Below are 25,689 nucleotides of genomic sequence, written 5' to 3' on the forward strand. Positions count from 1 at the left end.
TTCTTATGTCCTTTTTACTCTTTTCCAAATCCTATCTAAAATCGCTTTATATAGGGGAAGAAAAAACAAAGCATTGATCATTATTTTAAAGATATAATCCACGGCGGCAATTTCAACCAGATTCTCAGCAAGATAAGGGTCTGAAGTTTTGTAAAATGCAATAGTGAAAAAGCTTAGTGTATCCATAAAATTCCCGAAAATAGCCGAAGCCAAGGGAGCATGCCACCACTGTGGGTGTTGTCGAAGTTTATTAAACACGAAAATATCTAAAATCTGTCCTATCACATAGGCTGAAAAACTGGCCATGGCAATGCGTGCTACAAAAAGATCGAAGCTGAAGAGTGCGTCAAATCCTAACCAAAGACCGTAACGAAAGCCAATGGTGACCAGATAAGAGACTACCAGGGCAGGAAACATGGCGTAAAAAATAATTCGTCGTCCCAATCGTGCGCCTAAAAGTCGCACTGTAAGGTCTGTAGCCAAAAAAATAAACGGAAATGTAAAAGCGCCCCAGGTAGTCTTAAACCCGAAAACACTTATAGGAAACTGTACTAAATAATTGCTTGAGGCAATAATAAAGATATGAAACGCGACTAGCAATAATACCAGCCTTTTTTTAGAGGACATATGCTTTTCTTAGTTTTTTAATGTGGGAGAGTTTCGAACCACGTGTCCCATTTTTAATGGTAAATTGATAGGTGCAAGATAGCTGACTTTTAGACGTTTTGGGCATAATTAAAATTGAATTTAAAGAATAAAAACGCTCCAATGTGCGGAATAATACCCGAAAAACGCTAATAATTATTTGAAATAAACTTCTTAATATTTTTCCTTTTTTGTTCATTGTATTGTTCCTCTGCAGATTTGGTATGAAATGAATGTGATTCCAAGAAATTAACATTCAATGCTGTCCATTGCTCATCGGTAAATAATTGACCATTATACCTTTCCCATTCTTGGCGAAGGTTTGAGTTATTTAATGAAAAAGTGCTTTTCCCTAAATGTGCTAGATCTGCATCGCAAATCACTTTTTGGGATAATGTCTCAGGTTGTTGAGGCATTTCGGTAGCCTTGATATTAGAAATAACGTTTATAATGTGCCGGTCTGGATACCCTTCCTCTGTCAAGAATTCCTGGGCATATTTACAGCTCAGTTTTTCGTGACCAACTGTTCCTTTAATATTTCCTATGTCGTGAAAGTAGGATGCTATAATTAGTTCCTCCACAGTTTTTTCCGGTAGGTTTTCGTGTTTGGCTAAAAATTTTGAATTTTCAACGACATCCTTAGTATGTTGCCAATTATGAAAGGGCAGATTCCTGCACCTGCTGGATTCAATAACCTTCTTGCAAAAATCCTTTACTTTTTCTATTACTACTTTATTCATCTCTGTCATACTTCTAAAAATTTAACATTTCAAAAAACAAAACCATCTTTAGCTATTGGTTTCAGGTAACAGCTTACGTTTTTTCATCACCTTTAAAATAAAATAAGTAATTGAGCTTCCTATTGCCGCATAAAACCAAAAATTAAATTCAAAATTTATATTTCGTTGTTGAGCAATGGAACCCGTCCAATCAAACAACCAGAACAAGAGGAATATTGCTGCAAAACCATTCTTTTCTTTTTTTAGCACTTTTTTAATACAAAATGAATATTTAGGTTTTTTATAGCTCTTAAAGAATGGTAAAAAAGCCGGGGTTACCTCTGCCCAATCTAAATAGATATCTCCAAATTTTGTAATTAGAAAAGTTTCCTCTGCATACATAATCCGCTCGTAATACAGCCAATAAAGCAAGATAAATGCTACCGTAAACCAAAGATTTTCTGTAAGGAGCGCGAGACCCAACCACATAAAAAAATTACCCAGATAAAGTGGGTGCCTCAATAAAGAATACATTCCCGTGGTGTTGATTTCAGCCGCCACCTGTCCAGCATTGGTGTTTCTACCAGAAGTGTCTTTAGGGGTATATCCTACGGTAAGTCCCCTAATTAAAAGGCCGAAAAGACTAATAGAAAGACAGAATAATTTGTAGTAGTTCAAAAACATTTCTCTCATCATCTCTCCAGTATCCATATATTCGTCATATAGAAAAGCCCCCAATCCCATTACAAGAAAAAATAATGGTAAGTAACTGCGGTTTTTAAATAGAAAATCTCCCTGTGTCTTAAGTTCATCTTGTAAAGCCATTATTTTAATAATTTATAGTTGATAACGTTTAAATAATCTTTATTGCCACTTCTAAATCCAATTTGTAATCCCCTTGGCTAACCGATAAAAGCTAAAATCAAGAAGATATCTCTTGAACAATAATCATCATACCTTCAAAATTTATAATTAAAGCCTAACATATAGTCTCCATTCCCACTACTAAAAGTGAGTTCCATATGCTCTTGTTGATATGCTGTTGTGAAGAGTAAGTTACTGCCCAAACCTATAAGCGCACCGGCAGCAACATCAAGAATATCGTGTTTATTAGAGTCTATTCTACTGGCAGCGGTAAAGCCTGCGAGTGCATAAGCAGGAATACTATATTTAAAGCCGTATCTGCGATGAATATAACCTGCACTGTGAAAAACAGTAGAGGTATGTCCCGAGGGAAATGAATTATCATTACTCCTATCTGGCCGGGGTTTATTGATACCCAATTTTAAGCCGTAGGTAACCGCTTCGGTAAGTAATAAGCCTTTGGTAAACTGCCAGGCTCCTTCCCTATCGCCTTTAATTAAACTGGTTCCAAGCGTCGCTGCCGGAAGTGCAAACAAGATAACATCCCCTATTTTTTGAACAGTTCCTACATCTATCTTGGTTTCCGCCGTGTCCTGAGCAAATGTATATTGTGAAAATAATAGGCAGAGAACAATGATTACTTCACAGACAGAAGATCTGAAATTTTGAAAATAGATTAACATTAATTAGTTAAGTTTAGATTTAAGTAAATGTTTTCTATCGGCTTCTTATTTTTGATGAATACAAAGATGAGTGGAAAGTCTTTTTGAAATTTAAAGAGAATCTAAAGGAAATCTAAAGCCTTATTTATTATAAAAAATTGTCCATTTGGGATATGTTTTCTTATAATTAAAATTGTTGGTCAGCACCTGAAGGCTATCATTTAAATCGGTTCTGTTTCGAAGTAGCAGAAAAGTATTTGGTACTTTTGAAACCCTCTTTAGTTTAGAAAATCCCGCCTCCTCTTTTATATCCCATAACTGTTGTTTCCATTCTTCATTATTCTGAAACTGAACTTCACGATTTGTGGTGCGATGATTGGACTTGAGTGTTATAAACCTGGCGTCTGAATAAAAAGGGATAGATCTCAATAAATAGTCGTGAACCAGGATCGTTTTATCCTTTTTCTCCGATATATTATTGATAAAATGCACCATATTCCTGGTAGAATTTATCATCGCATCATTAGTTTTTAAAACCATAGAGCCTATTAAGATAATGGCTGCCCCAAAAGTGGCAGCTATTACTGCAGGTTTATAACTTTTTTCCGCATCAATGTAATAGGATATAACAAAAGCACTAACGTTTACCAAGAAAGCTACAATTACTGCGGAAGTAGAGATATTTATAAATTCAAAATCACCATACCAGCAAATTAAAAGGCCTGTAAAAAGCAGACTTAAAATTACCAGAAATGAAAAAATGATAAATCTTATACCGGTAGCACTAAAATGGTTAAGGTTTGCGGCGATAAAAATTGCAATCATCCAAAATACAGGAAGGATGTAAAGGCTTAATTTTGTACTAAATATCGAAAACATCAGGATTAACAATACACTCGATGCAAAAAGAAGTCGGGAGGCATTCCTTAATTTCGGAATGGATTTTAATCTATTTTTTAGGTTGGGAACAAGTCCTATTAACCAGGGCAGCAAGAGTGCAGTAACAATTGGAATAAAATACCAAAAAGGTTTGGATCTTTCGCTAAAGGAACTACCGGTCATTCTTCCGGCGATCTGCTTTTCAATAAAATAGGTCCATAACTTAGGGTTTTCAATCATCACCAGTATATACCAACTTGCCCCTATCGCCAGGCATAATATAATTCCCAGTATATGGTGGATATTTATCCTGAATTTATCTTTAAAAATCACTTTACAACTAATGATATAAACCAGGATAAATAAGATCGCTACCGGGCCCTTGGTTAATAAAGCTACCCCTAATAGTGCATAAAAAAGATATAGAAAAAACACTTTTTTAGTATTGGTATAATATTGCCAACTGTAAATAGCGGCCATTATAAAGGTGGTCAAATAAGCATCGGTGGTTAGGTTTCGGCTGGAGATAAGTACTATTGGCATAGAAAAATAAATCAAGCCGGAAAGGAAAGCTATCTTTTTGTTCTTAAATAACAAATTACCCAAGCCATAGATGAGTAATAGTTGCACCGCAACAGCAATTTGTAGAAAAAACCGGGCGCCAAATTCGTTTACACCAAAAATGCGGTAGCCTAAAGTGGTGATATAATAAGTAATAGGGGGTTTGTGAAAATGAAAAATTCCTAAAAGTTGCGGATTTAGGTAGTCGCCAGATAGAAACATTTCCCGGCTTATTTCGGCATATCTGGCTTCACTACTTTCTGCTAAGCCATAAGAACCTAATCCAATAAAGAGAATAAGAAGAGCCAGGCAAACAAAAATAAAGTAGTAACGGTCTATAGGATTTTTTATACTCACAGAAAGATATTTAAAACACAAAGATTCAAATAGAATCTAAAGCAATTCTAAAGGATTTTAGTATTCGTTTTAAGAATCAAAATATTTCTGATGTACAAGAAAGCACCTAAAGAATGGCCCAGAAGTAAAACAGGGTCCCTTCGGAAAATCGCATACGTGAGGATCATAAAAGAACCAATTAGACTCAGTAGCCAAAAACCCAGGGGCAGGGAAGATTCTTTCCGCTTTTCAGAATAAAACCATTGATATAAAAATCGCAAGGTAAATACCACTTGTGCCACAATCCCCAAAAGTAAAAGCCAAAATGGGATGTTATCATTCTGAAATAATTTTGCACGGTCATAAATATGGTTGTTATAGCCTACATAAAGTATCACAAATGGAAATAGGTACAAAAACCAGCGTAAAAACTTTGGAAATTTAAACCATTGCTTTTGTAGGTGCATATTGCGTATATAGATAAAATAAGTCAGCATTTGTCCCAGCATAATGGCAAAGTCGTTACGCAAATAGCCATACACAAACAACAAAAAAGAGGCTATTAAACTTAACTTCCAAAACAGCACGGGGGTAAGTACTTTTTTTTGCTTTTCAGAAATCACCCATTGCAGCAGGGAACGAGCAGAAAATAAAATTTGGGCGGTAAAGCCTATGGTGTATATTAGCCAATCGTTCATTCCGACTTCAGTACCTTATAATTAATATATTTCTTCTTCATCCATACGTACGCAATACAATCGGCCATTGGCCCCAATAATCGGTTCCAAACGCCAAATTTACCATTCCCGGCGATCCTGGGAAAATGTTGGATAGGAACCTGCTTAATTTTGCCGTTTTGAAGTAAGATCATGGCCGGCAGAAAACGGTGTAAGCCCTGAAACATGGGAATACGCTTTGCATAATCGGTTTTTATAATTTTAAGGGGGCATCCGGTATCGTCCATTCCATCTTGGGTAAAACTCCTGCGGATAATATTGGCTATTCTGGATGACATGTTCTTTACCAAACTGTCTTTCCTATTGGAACGAACGCCGGTCACCAAATCATATTCCCCTATATATTCCAGCAATAAATCAAAATCTTTCGGACTTGTTTGTAAATCAGAATCTATATAACCAATAAGGGAACTTTCTGCATAATCGAATCCCGCTTTAATGGCTGTGCTCAAGCCATAGTTTTTATCAAAATTTAAATATTGAAAGCCTGGGTCTTCCGCACATATCTTTTTTATAATCTGCAAACTTGAATCACGGGAACCATCATTTACAAATAAAACAGTAGTTGGAATTTTACAATGCTCAAGATAGGATTTCAATTCTTTTTCTACTCTTTCCAAGTTTTTTTCTTCGTTGAAAACAGGAATTATTATCGTTAACGTATGGGTCATTTTCTTATGGAAATAATTAGCATAATTTGCAATATTACAACCGAAATCTAAAGCAATTTTTAAGTTTTGACATTTTCGAAATTATAGTTGTAAAGCCTTGTAAAATAAGGTTTTTATCTCTTCCTTTGAATGAAATTCAACTTAAATTAATGGAAATATTAGTGACTGGAGCGGCCGGATTTATCGGATCCCATCTTGCAGAAAAATTGCGAAAAATGGGTCATACAGTAATTGGCCTGGATAGCTTTTCAGCTTACTATGATGTAAAGCTGAAAAGAAAAAATGCCGAAAGATTACGGAGTTTTGGTATTCCTGTAATTGAGCAGGATCTATGTGTAGATTTTCTGGCTACTATTTTGCCAGATACATTTGACTATATTTTTCATTGTGCCGCGCAACCCGGTATAGCGAGTAAATCTACTTTTAAAGGATATCTTGATAATAATATTATCGCGACCCATCATCTATGCCACTTTGCGCAGCAACATTTGAATTTAAAACTTTTTATAAATATAGGGACTTCATCCATTTACGGTTCAGATGTATTTTGCGATGAAGAACAAATGGCAAAACCCATCTCAAACTACGGGGTTACCAAATTGGCGGCTGAACAAATTGCGCTGTCACATTCCCGGCTGGAAGATTTTCCAGCCTGTTCCTTAAGGTTATACTCTGTCTATGGATCCCGGGAACGCCCCGATAAAATGTTTAGCCAATTGATAGATTGTGCCTTAAACGATAAGAAATTTCCTTTATTTAAAGGCAGTCTTGCCCATAAACGAAGCTTTACCCATATTAATGATATTATAGGCGGTATTGTAAGCGTGATGGGCAAAGAAGAAAAATGCGATGGCCAGATCATTAATTTAGGTTCCAACAAAGAATACACCACAGCGCAGGGAGTCCATACAGTTGAAAAACTTCTGAATAAAAAAATTGAATTCAATGAACAGTCCGCAAGAAGTGGAGACCAGTTACGTACCAAAGCGGTTATTGATAAAGCGATAAGATTATTGCACTATAAACCTGCAATAAGCCTTGAGGAAGGATTACGGGAGCAGATTAAATGGTTTAAGGAAACACAAAACCGCTCAATCCCCAAAAAGGTATTGAGCGGCTTCCAAACTAACCAATCAATTATGAAAAACTAACCTTAATCATTATCTTCATCTTCTTCTGAAGTTTCTTTTTTAACCACTTTGCCGCTGGAAGAAATGGCTACTTCCAAAGTTTCCTCTCCTTTTTCGATTTCAAATTCATAGACCATTCCGTCTTTTGTTTCAGAAATTTCAGACTCTTCAACGTCATAGCGGGAAAAAGACTTTTTCAACGTATTACTAACGGCTTGCGGAATATCTTTTTTATCAATTTCGTGTTCGGTTTCCTGCCAGGTGCCATCGGTTAAAAAATTGGCAGAATATTTCATCTTTTTCATCCTGAACTCAGCTTCCCATTCTTTGTCGGATTCCTTGTCCCAGTGTACCTTTTTTGCCGTTGGGAATTTATTTGCAAAGGCTTTCTTAACGGCTTTTGGCACCTTGTCTTGAGCCATATTTACGCAGGCAAATGTGGTTGTTGCCATAAATACCATTCCTAATATTAAAATTACCTTTTTCATACTCTTCTTTTTTAAGATTATAGTATAAATGTAACACCACATTCTAAAGTTAGCTTTAAGGGAATCTAAAGGAAAAATATTGTTTTATTATTCTTTTATAATCTTTAAAATTGTAGGCAGCACTACAAGTAATAGGGGCAATGCGAAGATCAACCCACCAATAACAGCAATAGCAAGCGGTTGGTGCAACTCTGCCCCGGCACCTATTCCCAGCGCAAGGGGCATAAGGGCCGTTATCGCGGCAAAAGCGGTCATCAACTTAGGACGTAAACGCGCGGCAATGGCATATTCTATTTTTTGTAAGTGTGTAAGCGACTCATCGGTATCCTGATATTGCCTATAGGTGAAAATCGCGTTTTCGCCTATAATTCCCACAATCATAATAATGCCCATATAACTGCCCACATTAAGTGGTGTACCCGTAATAAATAAGCTTAATAAGCTTCCGGAAACCCCCAGGATGGCAATCACTATAATGGCAAAGGCGATTTTTATTTTTCTGAATAAAAATAAAATGACTATAAATACCAGAAGAATGGCAGCTACCAAAATCGTCATCAATTCCTTAAAGGCCTGTTGCTGTTCCTGATAAGCTCCGCCATATTTTATGGTATAACCCGTGGGAAGGCTTAGGTTTTTTTGTAAAGTTTGTTGTATTTCATTTAAAGTAGAACCTAAATCCCTATTGTCCAATCGTGCCGTAATCACGCCCATGGATTTTTGATTTTCCCTGTTTATTTCGGCCACGCCTTTTTTTGTGGATATCCTGGCCACCGTATTTATAGGAATAGAATTCCCAGTGGGCAACAGGATGGCAGCGTTTTTAATATTCTCGATCGAGGTTTGGTAGGCGCCGGGATAAATTAACCTAATATTTATAATTTGCTCTTTATCGATCACGGTGCTCAATACTGTTCCTTGAATTTGGGTCTGCAACTGTAATTGAAAATCGGAAACTGTTAATCCAAACTGCGACAATTTTGCAGCATCTGGCTGAATATTCAAAACAGGTCCCGCCACGATGATACCGTCATTTACATCGGCTGTGCCGGTAACATTTTCAATTTGTGAGGCTATTTCTTTTGAAAGAGTTTCCAGTTTGTTTACTTCATCGCCAAAAACCTTCACTTCAATTGGTTGGACAGAACTCATTAAATCGCCCAGCATATCGCCTATAACCTGCCCGAAATCGATGGTTAATTGCGGTAGTTTTTCTTCGATTTTACTTCGTATTTCATCAGAAACCTCGGTCGTGGTCTTATTGCGCTTATCTTTCAGTTTTATCAAATAATCCCCGCGGTTGGGTTCTGTGATAAAAAAGCCTAACTGCGTTCCCAAACGTGCGGAATAAGCTTCTACCTCAGGTTGATTGTCCAAAACCTTGTTCACAAGCTGCAACATCCTGTCGGTTTCTTTCAGCGTAGTTCCCGCCGGACTATTATAGTCCAGAATGATACTGCCTTCGTCCATTTCGGGTAAAAACCCCGATGGCAGCCTGGAGGGGATCAGCAGGATAATTACCACGCAAATGGCAAGAAAAACAAGTCCTATAATCGGCTTTTTCAGGATATGGTGAATCCATTTCGTTTTAGGTTCCTTTTTTGTATGTTTTGAGCGAGAACTTTTTCGGGTAAATAATATGGAGAGCACAGGCACCACCAGCCAGGTTACCACAAAGGAAGCAGCCAGGGCAATAATCATTGTATAGGCCATTACCTGAAAGTAGGCTCCCGCCACGCCTGTCATCAACACAAAGGGGATAAATATAACCAGCGTGCTTAGGGAAGATCCTACCATAGCGGGAAATAAATGCTGAATCGCCTTGTGGGCAACCCAGCTCATAGGTTTTTCGGGATCTTCTTCCTTTATTTTATGAATTTGTTCTATGGTGATAACCACATCATCTATCATAAGACCAATAGCGGCGGCCACCGCACCAAGGGTCATAATATTAAAAGTGTAATTGAATGCTTCCAGAAGAATAAGCGTAAAGGAAAGCGAGACCGGAATGGTAAAAAGCACCACCATACTCGCCGTGAACGATCTTAAAAATAAAATAACCACCCCCAATGCCAGCGCCAATCCTATCCACAATACATCTTTAATGCTGGAAATGCTGGTGTTTACAAAATTGGCTTGTTTGTAATAGGGTTTTAAAACAACATTTTTGGGCAAAATATCCGACAGTTCCTTTACCTTTTTCTCAATATGGGTATTGATCTCCACCAGGTTAGCGTTGGGCTGCTTGATTATCGCAATAGTGGGTACATTTTTACCATTGGCCAGTATTTTTACATATTCTTTTACTTCGGAAACTTTTATTGTAGCGACATCTTTTAACCGAATTAAACGCTTAGGGCTGTTTACAATGACCAGGTCTTGCAAATCTGAAATATCTTCTACGGCATTGTCGGTAAGGCTTAGGTACATCCGGTCATAATCTGTGATGTAGCCATTGGATTGCAATAAATTGGCATTGCGTACCGCGTTTTGAATGCTTGAAATAGAAATCCCAGGGGATTTTATGGCGGCAGGATTGAGTTCTATACGATATTCCTTGTCTTTCCCGCCAATTACCACAATATCTGCCACCCCCGGCGTAGCGGCCAAATAGGGTTTAATGGTATATTTGGCGATTTTTTTCAATTCCACCTGCGACAAGCCATCGCCTTCTACCGAGTAGCCCATTACCGGAAGTATGGACGGGTTCATCTTTTCTACCGAAAATACCGTGTTGGGAAGAATGTTACTTTTTGATTGGTTGATAAAGGATTCAATTTGTGATTTGGCCGTATTGATATCCATATCCCAGTCCAGGAATACAGATATCTCGCAACTGCCGCGCGAGGTGGTACTGCGTATGTATTGCAGGCCTTCCGTACGGCGGATGATATTTTCCAGGGGAATGGTTACCGAGGTCATCATCTTGTCCACGGGTTGCTGACCGGCATCGGCAATTACCTTTATTTTTGGAAAAGTAATATCGGGAAAAAGCCCCGTTTTTAGGTTTTGGTATGAAAAAAATCCGCCCCCCAACAGGAGTATGGCTATGGCCAAAATGGGATATTTGTATTTGGAGTGCAGGTGTTTCATCGCTTTATTATTTTTACCAGGGTAGAATCCTGCATTTGGTAAGCTCCTTCAGTTATTACCCAATCATTTAACTGTACCCGCTCCGACTGAATTTGCACCAGGGAATCATTTTTCAGCAGGGGATGTACTTCAGTTTTTATCGCGAGCGAATCATCAACCACCTTCATCACCCAATATTTGGTTAAAAGTTCATTGGTCTGCAAAGCGGTTTTTGGGATACTCATCGCATTGCTACTTTCCTTTTGCAAGAGTTTCACCTGAATGTTTAGGTTTTCCGGAAGGTCGGCTTCTGGTAAATCAACAAGGAAAGTTTGCGCCTGCGACTGCACATCTATTGTAGGTAAGGTTTCGGTAATAGTAGCGTTTATGGTCTTGCCATTGGGCAATAACAACTCACACGGGGCAGCTATCTGTACACTTTCTTTATACTCAAATGGAACATTTACCTTGACTACCAGTGATTTTGGTTGTACTACCGAGGCAATGATATCGCCTTCTGCAACGTAGTCGTTTTTGTTTACGTTTAGAACGCTAATAATACCTGTGGCATTGCTTTTTATGCTTATGGGATTTATAAATTTTGCCAGCGAACTGTCAATCTTTACTGCGTCGCGCAAGGCGTCCTGTTCTTTGGTGCGCACATAGGCAAATACCTGGCCGGCCCGAATGTTATCGCCTATTTCATGGCGCATCGAGGAGATGTAGCCAGTGACGTTAGACCGTATATCTTCTTTGCGCTGGTAAACGCTTACCCCATTAAAAGTGAGGTATTCCCTGATTTCCTGCTGAGTGACAGGCACCGCCCATACTTCTATGGCCGCTTTTTTGGCGGATACCGTTGCGGTTTTCTTTTTGCAACCCCACAGCGTGGCCAGGCTAATTATAGAAACAAGTAAATAAATAGATAGTGCTTTCATAAAATTACCAGTTTATAAAGTTATACTGGCTCTGTAAAAGCCACATATTGGTTTGCATTTGCAATTGGGTATATACATTTTGTTTGTAGTTTTGGATGACATTTAGATAATCTACAATGGAGACCTGCCCCTGTACAAGCTTTCCCTTATAAATTTCCAGAATATTCTTTTGTTTCTTGATCTGTTTCCCGAGCAGGATTTTGTTTTCCTTTAAGGCCGAAATTTGAATTTTGATACTTTCCAGCTTATTCTCCAGCTGAATTTTGGCATTGTTCTTATAAAATTTCAGGTTTTCTTTTTTGAATTCGCTCTGCCGGGCATTGTATTTCCGCTGCCTTCCATCATAGATGGGAATCGTGAGCCTTAGCCCGGCACTTAGCCCTATTTTATGTGCTATATTCGGGATTTTAACCGCATTGAGACCCGTGTTGCTATAAGCGATTAGTTGTGGTTTATAGGCGTTTTCGAATACCTGTTGATCGGCAGCTACCTGCAGACTGTCATTTTTAAATTTCCTTTCATAAAAATGCTTTATTTTATTCAATTCAGCATTTTTAACCAGGACCGGTTCTGGCAAAGTATCGGTTTTATCAAGCTTCATCCCACTAAAAGTGTAGAGTTGGTTAATAGCAACTTCCAAATTATTTTGAATTTGCCTGAGCTCTAAATTTTTACTTTCAATATTGAGTTGTAGCAACAAATAATCACTTTCCTGAAGGATTCCCCGCTTTACCAGAAGTTCCAGTACCTGTAAGCGTTTTTTAAGATCTTTCAGTATTTCTCTGGTAAAGTTTTCCTGTAATTGAAGTTGATAGGCCTTCACGTAAGCGTCGGTAATATTCTTTACCAGATTATGCGCTGTTTCTTCCGAAGAAAGGCCTATGGCATTATTCTTTATTTTATTCTGAAATAAAAGATTGTCTGTTACAGCCTGATTGAAAAGGTTTTTGGTAACATTCACCTGTGCCGAATATAGCCCTCCATTGGTAATGCCAACATCGTACCCATACGCGTTAGGAGAGGGTATTGTGGTAATATCAATAGCATTTCCGTTGTTGTTGAAGTAGGGCGCAAAAAGCACTTCAGAAGTAGCATTTACCTGAAAGGCATTATTTTGTGCACGTATAATATCACTTTGGATTTTACCAATTTTTTCCAGGTTGTTATTTTCCAATAATACGGGTGCGTTCTGTCTTGCATTTTCAAGAAAAGAGTCCAGACCTGGATTTTTCTGTGAATATAAAAGTTGGCTAAAACAGAAAAAACCAAAAAGAAATGTGAGCTTCTTAAACATTGGGGTTTTCAAATTTGTTGTAAAAGTAGCCTTAAAATCTAAAGAAGTTTTAAAGCCGAACGAGTTGAATGAATATTTTTTGAATTGATTTAATGAAGCAAAAAATGGTGCCTGATACGGGAAAAACGTTAATCATTCTTCCCATTCAGGGCTTTTATTTAGGCTATATCACAGCACTAAAGTCTAACCCGCCGAACGGGCAGGTTCAAATAAACCATGAAACAGATTTAAAATTCTTAATCTTAAAGTAATGTTTTGCCTATTTTTTTGTTTTAATTGAGGAACTAAAGTACTAAGTGATTCTTTGTAAATTCTAAAGTTTATAAAGAGCTACTTCCTTTTTGGACTTTTAATGGAGAGTGTATTCTAAAAAAAATATTCTTAGTGATTTAAACAACGAAATGTACCTGAAAAATATGTTTGTTATTTTCAAAACGATACGAGGGTGTAAACCCATAATAATCACATATCTTTTTAACGATGGAAAGTCCCAGGCCGGTGGAATCCCGTTTTTTACTTTCTTTATAGAAACGTTCAAAAACCTGGTCCGGGCGCTCCAATACTTCGGTTCCCGAATTTATAACCAGCACGCTCCCATCTTTAATAACAACGAGTACCGGCTGATTGTTGGAATTGTGTTTTACCGCGTTAGACACCAAATTATTGCAAAGAACCCTGGCCAGAGAACCATCCATGGGAACCTCTATAGTATTTTCTTCCTTTAATTTAATATTGATTGCCGCAAGCTCCTGTATATTTTGAATAGTTTCTTTAAATGTGGTATTAATTGAAGTCGTTTCGGTGCCTGTAAATTGATTGTTCTCAATTTTAGCCAGTAAGATCAATTTTTTATTCAGTTTTTTTAATCGGCCAATATCGGTTTGCAGGGACGAAAATTCATTGAACTGCGCTTCATTAATATCAATATCATTAATTATGGTTTCTATTTTGGCCTGCATTATCGCCAGTGGGGTTTGCATTTCGTGGGAGATGTCTTCGGTAAATTGCTTTAAGTTTCGGTAATCAATTTGAATTTTAGCAGTTAAATCTTCCATCTCACGATTGAGTTCGTGAAACTCCAAAATTTCAGAATCTTCAAGGCTTAAAGGTTGGTTAGATCTTAGGGAAAAGCTTTTAAGTCGGTCCAGGTTTACAAAAAACGGTTTCCATAATTTCTCATTTCGGGATTTATTCAGATAAAATAAAAAGATGAAAGCCAGTAAAATAACGACTAAAAATGTGAAAAGAATGGCAAAAAGGATATTTTCAGACTCAATAGTCATGGCGCGTACGGTTATCATATAATTTTGACCGTTGATGTTTTTGGTTCCCGAAAGTTGTCTAAAAAGTTCTATTTCATCCTGAAGGGGATCGTAAATAAGAGTATCTACAAGAATATTTGGCTGCGCAATTTCTGTCTTCTCAGCCGTAATTATGGGCGGAATGCCCACAAGTTCTGGATTCTGTTCCAATAAATGTTCCACACGGTTCTTCTCAGAGTAGAGTTCCTCTTCAATTTCATTCTGCAGGAGCCATTTGGTGTAAATATAAAGGGCGGCGCCAGAGAGTATCATAATGATAATACTGGTAATCAAAAAGGTTTTGGAAGCCTTTCTTAAAAGCGGTGTTCTATTGTTTTCTTTATTATTAATCTGCTATAAATTTATAACCACTGCCGTAAGCGGTTTGTATATATTTTGCGCCTTCAGAAGTGAGCTTTTTCCGGAGATTATTGATATGTACATAAATAAAATCAAAATTATCGAGCAAATCACTATCGTCACCCCATAAATGTTCTGCTATAATCGCTTTGGAAAGTACGCGACCCTGATTGGTTATAAAAAACAGCAATAAGTCGTATTCCTTCCGCGTAAGCGTGATGGGTTTTTCATTTACATAAGCGCTGCGAGCCAGGGTGTCCAGACGAATTTCATTAAAAACGATGGAATCCTCACCGCCAAATTGCCCACGGCGTAAAACCGCTTTTATACGGGAATTGAGTTCTGCAAGATGAAAGGGTTTTGTTATATAATCGTCTGCGCCCAAATCTAGGCCTTCCAGTTTATTTTCGAGGGAATTGTTTGCTGAAATAATAATGACCCCACATTTTTTATGTTGCTGCTTGAGTTTTCTGAGCAGGTCGAGTCCGCTGCCGGTTACCAGGTTTATGTCCAGAATCACAATATCATACTCGTACAATTCTAATTTTTCTGAGGCTTCCTGATAATCTGAAGCAGTCTCACACACATTGGCATCATTTCCCAGGTATTTAGCAATAGATTGTTGTAACTCATTTTCGTCCTCGGCAATTAAATACTTCATATAACCAAATTTAACAAAATAAAAGTAATGCAAGATTCTAAAGGGATTTTAAAGTTTCTCGATATTGAAAACTTGCATTTTGTCAATCAGCTGCAAATCCAATTTTTATACGCTGTGTGTTTTTTTATTTCGCAACAAAAATATTGTAGATTTTTCATCCACTTTTACCACCACCGGTAACGACTATTTTATATTCCCTATGTAATTGTACCCTCCCTACTTCTTAATAGAATCATCAGAAAAGACTTAATTCCACATTCAGAAAAAAGAATATTGTCTACCTAAATAAATTGCAGCAACCAATCCTGAAGGTTTCAATAAGCTGAAATGGCTTTAAATGTCAACTAATAAAAAACTAAAAAAATGTAGCAAAAAGTAGATAGGTTCCAAAAGCTATTAGAATAGAATAATTTGGTATTAACCCGTATGATCTGGTTAAAAAGCAGCAAGCTTAAATTTAATAGAAATGAGAAGTTTAAAAATTAAATGACAAACGTGGTGATAAAGGACGAAACAATCACGAACGAGCAATCATTAGATTACACCCTCCTTTAAGATGCAAAATATATTTTCTCCCATTTCCTGATTTTTTAAGCTTCCATGTCACCTGCTTAAACGATAATTTATACTATTACGTTTTCGCTTTTTGATTTTTCAAATTTCACACACACCAGTGTTAAAAGTTGTGTTAAATAAGAATAAAATAAAATTCACTTTCTCTGGTTTTCTTTAATTTTGTACTCACAATTTCTGGAATCTTCCGCATGAAATTTTAAAAAATTAGATGAAAAATTCATTTAAAATATTATTATCAATACTTTCATTTTTCTTCTTCGGCATCACCGAAGGATTAGCTTTTGTAGAGATTAGCGAAAATAAAAATGAAGCTCTTGATGAAGCGGAAGCAGATCCTTCTTCAAACTTTATTGGAGATACTGGAGTAAAAAGAATCTTTACCCAGAATCAGGAAAGCAATTCTTTAAAATCAGCGCCGGAATCATTTTCAGCTAACACCATGACAGATGACTTTAGTTTATCATCTGTAGCTGTAAAAAAATCTTTCCCTTCTGCTATAAATAGCACAGCATTTTCAAACGAATAAACAAAATTATATCTGCTCTTCCATCGTTTGATATATTATATTTAAGTACTCCAATACAGGATCTAAGCAACAGCTTTTACAGTTTTTTGATTGTCTGATATTGGTTAATCAGCTTTTGTAATGAATTAATTCGACCTAAACCTGCACCGAAAATAGTAGTGCAATCTCCGGTTAAAAAAAGCGTTCAAAGCAATCTTCAAGCTTCTTTTTTAGATAATTAGAGCTTTTCTTACAAGCTGGGCTAAATCCTTTCTAGTTTATAGGTAAAAACCTTTGTCTCTTATGGAAGTTAGAGAATTTATAATTCCTATTTCAATCAATTCTTTCAGAAACAAAAAACTTAGAAGCAAGAAATGTTTGATTTTCTTTAGCAATTATCATTTCTATCAGCTTCGCGGTTTTCACCTAAAAGCACTTCAACCACAGTCTTCAAAAGACTCAAAATAAAGTTTTTATAAACCTAAAAAGTTATAACTGTATACTATCTAAAATTAGGTATAGCGCAGTTACACTCCTAAACCAAAAATCAAAAAAAGTTACAAGCGTAATTCCGTTTCAAACGTAATTATCAAGACCGGTATTTTACTATCTCAGAAATAGTAGCAAAGAATTTATTCAATTAAAATCAAATCATATGAAGTTAACAGAAAGAGAAAAGGACAAGTTATTTATTGTCGTAGTAGCCGATGTGGCCAGGCGAAGAAAAGAAAGAGGTGTGAAATTAAATCATCCAGAGGCCGTAGCATTTATCACTAATGAGTTGTTAGAAGCTGCTCGGGATGGTAAATCTGTCGCAGAGCTTATGCAGCTGGGAACACAAATTTTAACCCGGGATGACGTGATGGAAGGAATTCCAGAAATGATACCCGATGTACAGGTAGAGCCCACATTCCCAGATGGAACGAAGCTGGTAACCGTACACAATCCCATCACATAAAACTTAAACACTAATAAAATAAACCATTATGAAAATAGGTGAAGTTATTTTAAAAGATGAAGATATTATTTGTAATGCTGATAAGGAGGCAATTACAATTGAGGTAACCAATATTGGCGACCGTCCTATTCAGGTAGGCTCTCATTACCATTTTTATGAAGTAAATAATGGTCTTGACTTCGATAGGGATAAAGCTTATGGAAAACGATTGGATATCCCTGCTGGTGCAGCAGTCCGTTTTGAACCGAACGATAGAAAAGAAATCAACCTGATTGATTTTGGAGGTAAAAGAGAAGTATATGGTTTTCGCAATGATGTTGACGGACCATTAAAATAAAAAAAAGAAATTATGAGTTATAAAATGACAAGGGAGCAATACTCCCAAATGTTTGGTCCAACTACAGGTGATGCTGTACGTTTGGCAGACACAGATTTGTATATTAAAGTAGAAAAGGATTATACCAAATATGGCGAAGAAGTTGTATTTGGCGGAGGAAAAGTAATTCGCGATGGTATGGGACAAAACTCTAGGATAAGTCGTGAAAACAATCCGGATGTACCAGATACAATTATTACAAACGCTTTAGTTTTAGACCACACTGGTGTTTTTAAAGCCGATATTGGTATTCGTGATGGTAAAATTTCCAGCATAGGAAAAGCTGGAAATGACAATATCCAGGATGGTGTGACTATTCCCATTGGCGCTTCAACAGATGTTATTTCTGGGGAAGGAAAAATCCTTACTGCCGGCGGATTGGATACTCACGTTCACGTAATTAATCCAGAGCAGGTTAATGTTGCTTTAAACAATGGAATCACTACCATAATTGGTGGTGGTGCAGGTCCTACTGATGGTTCAAGAGCTACAACAGCAACTCCTGGTCCATGGCACATTAAAACCATGCTTAAAGCTGCCGAAGGTCTTCCTGTTAATATTGGTCTTACAGGTAAAGGACAGGCTACTGCTGCAGAACCTTTAGATGAACAAGTTAAAGCTGGTGCGCTAGGTTTAAAAGTTCACGAAGACTGGGGTTCAACACCGTCAGCGATAGATCACGCTTTACAATGTGCTGATAAATACGATGTACAAATTACCCTTCACGCCGATACCTTAAACGAAGGTGGATTTTTTGAAGATACTATGAAAGCTATTGGTGATCGTGTTATCCATATGTATCACACCGAAGGCGCTGGTGGTGGTCACGCACCAGACCTTATTAGAGCAGCAGGATATAACAACATTATCCCATCTTCTACCAACCCTACCCTACCTTATACGGTAAATACTGTAGATGAGCATTTAGATATGGTTATGGTTTGTCACCACCTTAATCCTTCTGTTCCTGAAGATTTGGCTTTTGCCGATTCCAGAATTAGACCAGAAACCATTGCTGCAGAAGATGTATTGCAGGATATGGGCGTATTTAGTATAGTAAGCTCCGATGCGCAAGCTATGGGACGAATTGGGGAAGTTACTACAAGAACATGGCAGGTTGCCGACAAAATGAAGAAACAACGTGGTCCACTGGCCGGTGATAGCGAATATGACGATAATAATCGTGCAAAACGTTATATATCCAAATATACCATTAACCCGGCGATTGCTCACGGAGTTTCAGATTATGTAGGCTCTGTAGAAGTAGGAAAAATGGCAGATTTAGTGCTTTGGGATCCTAAATTTTTTGGTGCCAAGCCAGAATTAATTGTAAAAGGTGGAGAAATTGTAATGGCCCAAATGGGAGATGCCAATGCTTCAATTCCAACTCCACAACCGGTTATGCTTAGATCTATGTTTGCAGACTTTGGTAAAGCCAGGGCGCAAAGCTGTGCCACTTTTGTTTCTAAAGTTGCTTTTGATAATGATATTAAAGGCGAGCTTGGATTAGAGAAAGAAGTATTACCGGTACACGGTATTCGAAATCTTACAAAACAAGACTTAAAACACAATTGTGAGACACCAGATATTGATGTGGACCCACAAACGTACCAGGTAAAAATTGATGGGGAAGTAATAACCTGTGAACCTTCAGAAGAACTATCCCTGGCACAACGTTATTTCTTGTTTTAATATAATTGAAAAAGATAGTATGATTATAGAAAAAATTGTAGGTAACCTTATTGATATGGACGCTTCTGAAATTGAGAAGCGCCATATCGAAAAGGTAAGAATAGACAGTGACGATCTGGTAAAAAGAATCCAACGCCTTACAACCGATCACGATCGCGAAATAGGCGTTCGTTTAAAAGATCCTAAAGATTTATTGGACGGTGATATTCTTTTTATGGATGATAAAAATATGATTGTGATAGATGTTCTTTCAGACGATGTGATTGCCATCCAACCTAAAGATATCCACCAGATGGGCGTAATTGCCCATCAACTGGGTAACAGGCACCTGCCCGCAAAATTTGAAGGCAATGAGATGCTAGTTCAATACGATTATCTTGTAGAAGATTTATTGAAAAAGCAAGACATTTCTTTTAAACGTAAAAATAGGAAAGTTAGGGAAGCTTTTCGCCATATTGGACATAGTCATTAGTTATGGATAAGAGTTTATTATCCCTATTTCAGCTTTGTGATTCCAATTTCCCGAGCGGTGGGTTTAGCCACTCTTTTGGATTGGAAACTTTCGTGCAATTCGATAAAGTACACGATCCCGATACTTTCTCACAGTGGTTAGAATTGTTCTTAAATGAACAGATGGTGAGCGCCGATGGCCTGGCCATTCAAATTGCTTATGAAGCCTTAGAAAACGATAATCTTGACAAGTTATGGGAAATGGATCACTTGCTGACTATCCAAAATATGTCGCGAGAAACACGTGAAGGAACCAAATATATGGGAAGGTCTATGGTAAAGATTGCAGATGCGATTTACGACATTGAGAATATTTCCCTTTATAAAGATCGTGTAAAAGAAAAAAAATCTTTTGCACATACAGCCATTGTTTTTGCCATAATTGGCCATCATTTAAAGATTTCAAAAGAAGAAACAATCCTGTATTACTTATATACCACAGTAATAAATTTAGTTCAAAATGCAGTACGTGCAATTCCTATTGGCCAAACTGCCGGGCAAAAAATCATTTCAGATTTTCAACCCAAATTAATAAAAGCCGTTGAAGCTATTGGCCAATTAGAACAGCAGGATTTTGGCACTATCGCCCCTGGTTTGGAATTAGCACAAATGCAGCACGAACGCGTTAACGTTAGGATTTTTATGTCTTAATGATCCTAACAAAATAAATATTTAAAAAAAATTACAATGAAACCAGTTAGAATAGGAATAGGTGGCCCAGTTGGTGCCGGTAAAACCCAACTTATAGAGAAATTAACCCGTGCTTTAGACGGTAAGGTAGAAACTTGTGTAATCACCAACGATATTTATACAAAAGAAGATGCTAAAATCCTTCTTAAAAATGGTGTTTTAGGTGAAGATCGTATCATTGGAGTAGAAACAGGCGGTTGCCCCCATACGGCAATTCGGGAAGATATTTCTATGAATGCCGAAGCAGTTGATATGTTGATAGAACGCCATCCAAACGTTGAAATAGTTTTTATCGAAAGCGGCGGAGATAATCTTGCAGCAACTTTTAGTCCCGAATTGGTAGATTTCTCGATCTATATCATCGATGTGGCACAAGGGGAAAAAATACCTAGAAAAGGTGGCCAGGGCATGATTAAGTCCGATTTGTTCATTATCAATAAAATGGATCTAGCTCCTTATGTAGGCGCCGATCTTGATATTATGGAATCGGATACCAAAAGATTTAGAGGAGATAAGACGTTCTTTTTCACCAATCTTAAAGACGACACCAATTTGGAAAATGTGGTTAACTGGATTAATGAAAATGCCTTACTAAAAGATATCAAAGAAAATGTCTGATTCTAAGTGGACCGGTGTTCTAAATATAGATATAGAAGACCGAGGGGGTAGATCTGTACCTAAAAATGTCTATTTCCACGATGGCTTAAAGGTACAACGCCCTATCTATCACGGAAACACAGGGATTCCCTGTTATTATATCCTCAATGTAGGTGGCGGTTATTTAGATGGAGATTCCTATAAAATTGATGTTCGCGTTAGAGAAAACGCAAAGTTAACGCTAACTACACTGGGCGCAACTTTAATTTATAAAACTCCTACCAAACCGGTAACCCAAAAAACCGATATTTTCTTGGAGGAAGATAGTTACCTGGAGTATTTACCAGACCCGGTTATTGGTTATGAAAATGCTAGCTATAGACAGTTTGACAATATCTATATGAAGAAAGGAGCTACGCTTCTGTATTCCGATATTGTCACCCCAGGCTGGTCGTCAACTAAAGGACAGTCTTTTAGTTATGATATGTTGCAACTTAAAACCAATATTTATTTAGAAGGTAAGCAAGTTGTTTACGACCATGTAAAATTGGAACCGGCTGTTCAAAAAATGAATGTGTTAGGCTTTATGGAAGACTTTACGCACCTGGGTACCTTTATCGTGCTTGATGAAAAAATTGACGATGCCTTAATCAATCGCCTGTATGAAGTAATTGATGAGTTACCCGGAGATTTTAAAGCCGGAATATCGAAATTAACAACATCCGGATTTACTGTGCGCGTTTTAGCTAACAAAACACAGGAGATTCAAAGTGTTATCTCCGCCTGTCATAACTTAATAACTAAAGAGTGGTATGACAGGATACCAAATTTTTTGAGAAAATATTGACAAATACGCCCGGTGTATTTATTAAAAATATTACCGGGTTTTTACTTAAAAAAGGAATGACACTATTGAAATAGACAATCCTAATTGACTAATTTTTAATACTAAAACATTCTCCCACAGAGAGAAAGCTCCTTATCCACAAACAAGTATAAATGAAAATACATTTTAAAAATATATTAATTGCTTTTACAATAGGTTTACTCTCCACAAGCTGTGCTCAGGATAAAAAAACTCATAAGTCCAAAAGCGACGAATTGGTTTTAGCCATTGGTGGTGAGCCCGACAATGGTTTCGATCCTACTACAGGATGGGGACAATACGGTTCTCCCCTTTTTCAAAGTACACTTTTAAAATATGACAAAGACCTGAAAATTGACAAAGACCTGGCCACAAATTATTCGCTTAGTGATAATGGTTTAGAGTGGGAAATTGAAATTAGGGATAGCATAAAATTTTCTGATGGTAAACCCCTAACTGCCAACGATGTGATTTTCACTTTTAGAACTGCCAAAGAAAGCAATTCTGTAGTTGACCTAACCAATTTAAAAAAAATAGAAAAGATAAATAATCACAAGATTAAATTTTATCTCAAAAAACGAAATTCCACCTTTGTTTATTATTTGGCTACGCTGGGAATTGTGCCCAGGCACGCTTACAACAGTGATTATAACGAAAATCCAATAGGCTCGGGTCCATACCAAATGGTAGAATGGAACAAGGGACAACAACTCATCGTAAAGAGAAATCCTTATTATTATGGGGATAAATCATATTTTAAAAAATTAAGCTTTTTATTCCTGTCTGAAGATGCGGCAATTGCTGCTGCAAAATCTGGGGATGTAGATGTTGTTTCTGTGTCTTCAACATTTGCCAATAACAAAGTTGACGGTATGAAGCTCGTTAATATTGAAAGCGTAGATAATCGCGGGGTGGTGCTTCCTTATGTGAAAAACGAAGGAGAAAATATTGAAGGGGCTCCTATTGGTAACGATGTAACATCAGATATTGCAATTAGAAAAGCGATGAACATAGCTGTAGATCGTAAAAAACTTGTTGAAGGCGTATTAAATGGCTACGGAACACCCGCCTACACCATTGCCGACCATTTGCCCTGGTGGAACCCAGATACACATTTTAAAGATGGAAGGCTAAACGAGGCCAAATCTATACTTAATGAAGCAGGCTGGATAGAAAATAAAAACGGGATTCGGGAAAAAAATGGTTTGAAAGCTAAATTTGATTTATACTATCCCTCCAACGACCAAACCCGGCAATCGCTTTCCATTGCTTTTGCAGATATGATGCAAGCTCTAGGTATAGAAATTAAAACAAAAGGAAAAAGCTGGAACGTCCTGGACCAGGCATTGCACGCTAACGCTATTATGTTCGGTCTAGGAAGTTATACACCTTTAGAGTTATACAATGCTTTTAGTACCAACACCCAAGGGCAAGGCCTTAAAAACATTAATTACTATGCTAACCCAACAGTTGACGCCTATTTTAAAAAGGCATTAGAAGCTTCTTCACAGGAAGAAGCGATGGAGTATTGGAAAAAAGCACAATGGGATGGGAAAACAGGTTTTACTTATAAAGGGGACGCGCCAATAGTATGGCTTGTCAATATTGATCACCTCTATTTTGTAGCTAATAAACTGAATATAGGAAAACAAAAAATACATCCGCACGGCCATGGCTGGCCAATAACCGACCAAATTGAAACCTGGCATTGGGAAGACTAGTTCGTCTTTTAAACCAATAGTAATTCCAAAAGTTAATGAACTTTATTTTAAAAAAATCGATAAAATTGGTAAGCCTTCTCATAGCAGTTAGTATTCTCTCTTTTATCCTTGTTAGTAGTTCGCCGGTAGATCCTGTTAGGGCCTATATTGGAAGCGAGTCTATTAATGTAAGTCAATCCCAGCGAGAAAAGATAGAGACATACTGGGGACTGCACGAGTCTAAAACCACACAGTTCTTTAACTGGTCAAAATCATTGGTGCAAGGTAATTTAGGACAATCCTTAATTTACAGAAGACCGGTTGGTGAAATCATAGCTACCCGGTTTAGAGCTTCTTTAGCATTAATGAGCCTGGCGTGGGTTTTATCGGGAGTTTTTGGATTTACTCTTGGAGTTTTGGCCGGTGCAAGGGAAGGCTCTTTTCTGGATCGACTTATTAAAGGCTATTGTTTTGCTTTGGCCTCAGTCCCTGCTTTCTGTTTAGGTTTAATCCTGTTAATGGTTTTTGCAGTATGGTTGGGCTGGTTTCCGGTAGGCCTGGCAAGTCCTTTTGGAGGGCTGGCAAAGAATGTTACCATTCTGGAAAAAATTCAGCATTTGCTCTTACCGGCCTTAACACTAAGTGTAGTAGGCGTAGCAAGTATCGCTTTGCACACCCGTGAAAAGCTCATTGATGTGATGAATAGCGAATTTGTTCGTTTTGCGAAAGCTAAAGGTGAAAGCGGAGTGACATTATTATGGCGCCACGGACTTAGAAATATCACTTTACCGGCTATCTCCTTGCATTTCGCTTCATTTGGTGAACTTTTTGGCGGCGCTATTTTGGTAGAAGAAGTTTTTTCCTATCCAGGGCTGGGACAATCTGTAGTAAAAGCTGGATTGAATGGCGATATCCCATTACTTTTAGGTATCACCATTTTTAGTGCCATTTTTATTTTTATAGGCAACCTCATCGCAGATCTTCTCTATTTCCTCATCGATCCACGAACAAAAAGAAAATGGTCTCATGGCTAAACACATTAGGTTAAAATATAAACTATCGCAAAGGTTTGAGGGGAGAAACCCGCGAAAACATGCCTTGATTGTATCTATTGCGGCAATAGTTTGCTTATTCACCCTTGTTATAGTGGGAGCTTTTGTAAACGTAGAAGGTTTAGATGTAAACTTTATGGCAAAAAACAATCCACCTTCTTTCACCCATATATTTGGCACCGATTGGCTGGGACGGGATATGCTAATACGAACGCTTAAAGGACTTAACTTAAGTTTTTGGATTGGAGTTTTAGCCGCTACTCTAAGCGTGATTATTGCCGTATCATTCAGCATTTTATCCTCGGTCAACAAAACTCTGGATGCTGTGGTTACCTGGTTAATCGATTTGTTTATGGGGATTCCGCATATCATAACACTCATCTTAATTTCTTTCGCATTAGGAGGCGGTTTAAAAGGGGTTGTTATAGGTGTGGCCTTAACACATTGGCCTATGCTTACCCGGTTGCTTCGCGCAGAAGTCATGCAAATTAAAAGCATGGAATATATTGGTGTTTCTCAAAATATGGGGAAATCCTGGTGGTGGATAGGTACGCATCATATTTTACCGCACCTCCTCCCCCAGTTAATTGTTGGTTTTATCCTTTTATTTCCGCACGCCATTTTACATGAAGCAGCAATTACTTTTCTGGGTTTTGGTTTGTCTTCAGAGCAACCCGCCATTGGTATTATCCTTTCTGAAGCTATGCGTTATTTGTCATCTGGTATGTGGTGGCTGGCCTTTTTCCCAGGATTTTCCCTATTAATTATGGTGTTCCTTTTTGATGTTTTAGGCCGTAATCTTCGGAAGTTAATAGATCCCTTAAACGGACAAAAATTATAGTATAAACTG

25 protein-coding genes and 1 riboswitch are annotated in these 25,689 nt (G+C 37.5%); of the genes, 12 read left to right on the forward strand and 13 right to left on the reverse strand.

The features are described from left to right. Positions 1 to 3: 3 nt before the first annotated feature. The 7 genes from BUA71_RS14210 to BUA71_RS14240 form a co-directional block, all read right to left on the reverse strand. Positions 4 to 627, reverse strand: a complete 624-nt coding sequence (locus tag BUA71_RS14210; protein ID WP_072880938.1) for a 7-cyano-7-deazaguanine/7-aminomethyl-7-deazaguanine transporter — start codon at positions 625 to 627, stop codon at positions 4 to 6. Between the two features lie 3 nt (positions 628 to 630). After that, a riboswitch (PreQ1 riboswitch) is annotated at positions 631 to 675 on the reverse strand. A 119-nt stretch (positions 676 to 794) separates the two neighbouring features. Beyond that, positions 795 to 1,385, reverse strand: a complete 591-nt coding sequence (locus tag BUA71_RS14215; protein WP_072881035.1) for an HD domain-containing protein — start codon at positions 1,383 to 1,385, stop codon at positions 795 to 797. Between the two features lie 48 nt (positions 1,386 to 1,433). After that, a complete protein-coding gene (locus BUA71_RS14220; protein WP_072880940.1) occupies positions 1,434 to 2,189 on the reverse strand; it encodes a methyltransferase family protein in 756 nt (251 codons plus the stop codon). Positions 2,190 to 2,323: 134 nt separating this feature from the next. After that, on the reverse strand, positions 2,324 to 2,911 hold the full coding sequence (locus BUA71_RS14225; protein WP_072880942.1) for a phosphatase PAP2 family protein: 588 nt from the start codon (positions 2,909 to 2,911) through the stop codon (positions 2,324 to 2,326). A 120-nt stretch (positions 2,912 to 3,031) separates the two neighbouring features. Then, complete coding sequence (locus tag BUA71_RS14230; protein WP_072880944.1) at positions 3,032 to 4,687, reverse strand: ArnT family glycosyltransferase; 1,656 nt, start codon at positions 4,685 to 4,687, stop codon at positions 3,032 to 3,034. Positions 4,688 to 4,734: 47 nt separating this feature from the next. Further along, positions 4,735 to 5,364 carry a lipid-A-disaccharide synthase N-terminal domain-containing protein gene (locus tag BUA71_RS14235; RefSeq protein WP_072880946.1) on the reverse strand — a complete coding sequence of 210 codons (630 nt, stop codon included), beginning with the start codon at positions 5,362 to 5,364 and terminating at the stop codon, positions 4,735 to 4,737. Continuing rightward, positions 5,361 to 6,074, reverse strand: a complete 714-nt coding sequence (locus tag BUA71_RS14240) for a glycosyltransferase family 2 protein (protein ID WP_072880948.1) — start codon at positions 6,072 to 6,074, stop codon at positions 5,361 to 5,363. The genes BUA71_RS14235 and BUA71_RS14240 overlap by 4 nt, the downstream gene beginning before the upstream one ends. Positions 6,075 to 6,223: 149 nt before the next feature. On the opposite strand from BUA71_RS14240, the gene BUA71_RS14245 reads away from it, so the two are divergent. After that, the gene (locus BUA71_RS14245; protein ID WP_083572115.1) at positions 6,224 to 7,225 is read left to right on the forward strand and encodes an NAD-dependent epimerase/dehydratase family protein; all 1,002 of its coding nucleotides are present in this window, start codon (positions 6,224 to 6,226) and stop codon (positions 7,223 to 7,225) included. Between the two features lie 2 nt (positions 7,226 to 7,227). Here BUA71_RS14245 and BUA71_RS14250 read toward each other — a convergent pair whose 3' ends face one another. The 6 genes from BUA71_RS14250 to BUA71_RS14275 form a co-directional block, all read right to left on the reverse strand. After that, entirely contained in the window at positions 7,228 to 7,692 is a 465-nt protein-coding gene (locus BUA71_RS14250; protein WP_072880950.1) for a PepSY-like domain-containing protein, read from the reverse strand. An 87-nt stretch (positions 7,693 to 7,779) separates the two neighbouring features. Next, entirely contained in the window at positions 7,780 to 10,785 is a 3,006-nt protein-coding gene (locus BUA71_RS14255; protein WP_072880952.1) for an efflux RND transporter permease subunit, read from the reverse strand. Next, positions 10,782 to 11,702: an efflux RND transporter periplasmic adaptor subunit gene (locus BUA71_RS14260; protein ID WP_072880954.1), complete on the reverse strand. Its 921-nt coding sequence runs from the start codon at positions 11,700 to 11,702 to the stop codon at positions 10,782 to 10,784. The genes BUA71_RS14255 and BUA71_RS14260 overlap by 4 nt, the downstream gene beginning before the upstream one ends. Before the next feature lie 4 nt (positions 11,703 to 11,706). Continuing rightward, positions 11,707 to 12,996: a TolC family protein gene (locus BUA71_RS14265; protein WP_072880955.1), complete on the reverse strand. Its 1,290-nt coding sequence runs from the start codon at positions 12,994 to 12,996 to the stop codon at positions 11,707 to 11,709. 389 nt (positions 12,997 to 13,385) lie between these two features. Beyond that, positions 13,386 to 14,648, reverse strand: a complete 1,263-nt coding sequence (porY, locus tag BUA71_RS14270; protein WP_449415960.1) for a PorY family sensor histidine kinase — start codon at positions 14,646 to 14,648, stop codon at positions 13,386 to 13,388. Beyond that, positions 14,644 to 15,318 (reverse strand): response regulator transcription factor, encoded by a 675-nt coding sequence (locus tag BUA71_RS14275; protein WP_072880959.1) that lies wholly within the window; start codon positions 15,316 to 15,318, stop codon positions 14,644 to 14,646. The genes porY and BUA71_RS14275 overlap by 5 nt, the downstream gene beginning before the upstream one ends. A 784-nt stretch (positions 15,319 to 16,102) precedes the next feature. On the opposite strand from BUA71_RS14275, the gene BUA71_RS14280 reads away from it, so the two are divergent. The 11 genes from BUA71_RS14280 (at position 16,103) to BUA71_RS14330 (ending at position 25,680) form a co-directional block, all read left to right on the forward strand. After that, positions 16,103 to 16,420 (forward strand): hypothetical protein, encoded by a 318-nt coding sequence (locus tag BUA71_RS14280; protein ID WP_072880961.1) that lies wholly within the window; start codon positions 16,103 to 16,105, stop codon positions 16,418 to 16,420. Positions 16,421 to 17,054: 634 nt separating this feature from the next. Next, positions 17,055 to 17,357 carry an urease subunit gamma gene (locus tag BUA71_RS14285; RefSeq protein ID WP_072880963.1) on the forward strand — a complete coding sequence of 101 codons (303 nt, stop codon included), beginning with the start codon at positions 17,055 to 17,057 and terminating at the stop codon, positions 17,355 to 17,357. 28 nt (positions 17,358 to 17,385) lie between these two features. Beyond that, on the forward strand, positions 17,386 to 17,694 hold the full coding sequence (locus tag BUA71_RS14290; protein ID WP_072880965.1) for an urease subunit beta: 309 nt from the start codon (positions 17,386 to 17,388) through the stop codon (positions 17,692 to 17,694). A gap of 12 nt (positions 17,695 to 17,706) precedes the next feature. Beyond that, a complete protein-coding gene (gene ureC, locus BUA71_RS14295) occupies positions 17,707 to 19,425 on the forward strand; it encodes an urease subunit alpha (RefSeq protein WP_072880967.1) in 1,719 nt (572 codons plus the stop codon). A gap of 19 nt (positions 19,426 to 19,444) precedes the next feature. Continuing rightward, positions 19,445 to 19,897, forward strand: a complete 453-nt coding sequence (ureE, locus tag BUA71_RS14300; RefSeq protein ID WP_072880969.1) for an urease accessory protein UreE — start codon at positions 19,445 to 19,447, stop codon at positions 19,895 to 19,897. Between the two features lie 2 nt (positions 19,898 to 19,899). Continuing rightward, positions 19,900 to 20,586 carry an urease accessory protein UreF gene (locus tag BUA71_RS14305; RefSeq protein WP_072880971.1) on the forward strand — a complete coding sequence of 229 codons (687 nt, stop codon included), beginning with the start codon at positions 19,900 to 19,902 and terminating at the stop codon, positions 20,584 to 20,586. Between the two features lie 36 nt (positions 20,587 to 20,622). After that, entirely contained in the window at positions 20,623 to 21,243 is a 621-nt protein-coding gene (ureG, locus tag BUA71_RS14310) for an urease accessory protein UreG (protein ID WP_072880972.1), read from the forward strand. Beyond that, positions 21,236 to 22,069 carry an urease accessory protein UreD gene (locus tag BUA71_RS14315; RefSeq protein WP_072880974.1) on the forward strand — a complete coding sequence of 278 codons (834 nt, stop codon included), beginning with the start codon at positions 21,236 to 21,238 and terminating at the stop codon, positions 22,067 to 22,069. Before ureG ends, BUA71_RS14315 begins: the two co-directional genes overlap by 8 nt. 152 nt (positions 22,070 to 22,221) lie before the next feature. Further along, positions 22,222 to 23,808, forward strand: coding sequence for an ABC transporter substrate-binding protein (locus tag BUA71_RS14320; protein WP_072880976.1), 1,587 nt, complete (start codon positions 22,222 to 22,224; stop codon positions 23,806 to 23,808). A gap of 35 nt (positions 23,809 to 23,843) precedes the next feature. Continuing rightward, positions 23,844 to 24,821, forward strand: a complete 978-nt coding sequence (locus BUA71_RS14325; RefSeq protein WP_072880978.1) for an ABC transporter permease — start codon at positions 23,844 to 23,846, stop codon at positions 24,819 to 24,821. Further along, positions 24,814 to 25,680 (forward strand): ABC transporter permease, encoded by an 867-nt coding sequence (locus tag BUA71_RS14330; protein ID WP_072880980.1) that lies wholly within the window; start codon positions 24,814 to 24,816, stop codon positions 25,678 to 25,680. Before BUA71_RS14325 ends, BUA71_RS14330 begins: the two co-directional genes overlap by 8 nt. Positions 25,681 to 25,689 lie beyond the last annotated feature (9 nt).

It is taken from the genome of Salegentibacter echinorum (assembly GCF_900129445.1).
Taxonomy (GTDB): domain Bacteria; phylum Bacteroidota; class Bacteroidia; order Flavobacteriales; family Flavobacteriaceae; genus Salegentibacter; species Salegentibacter echinorum.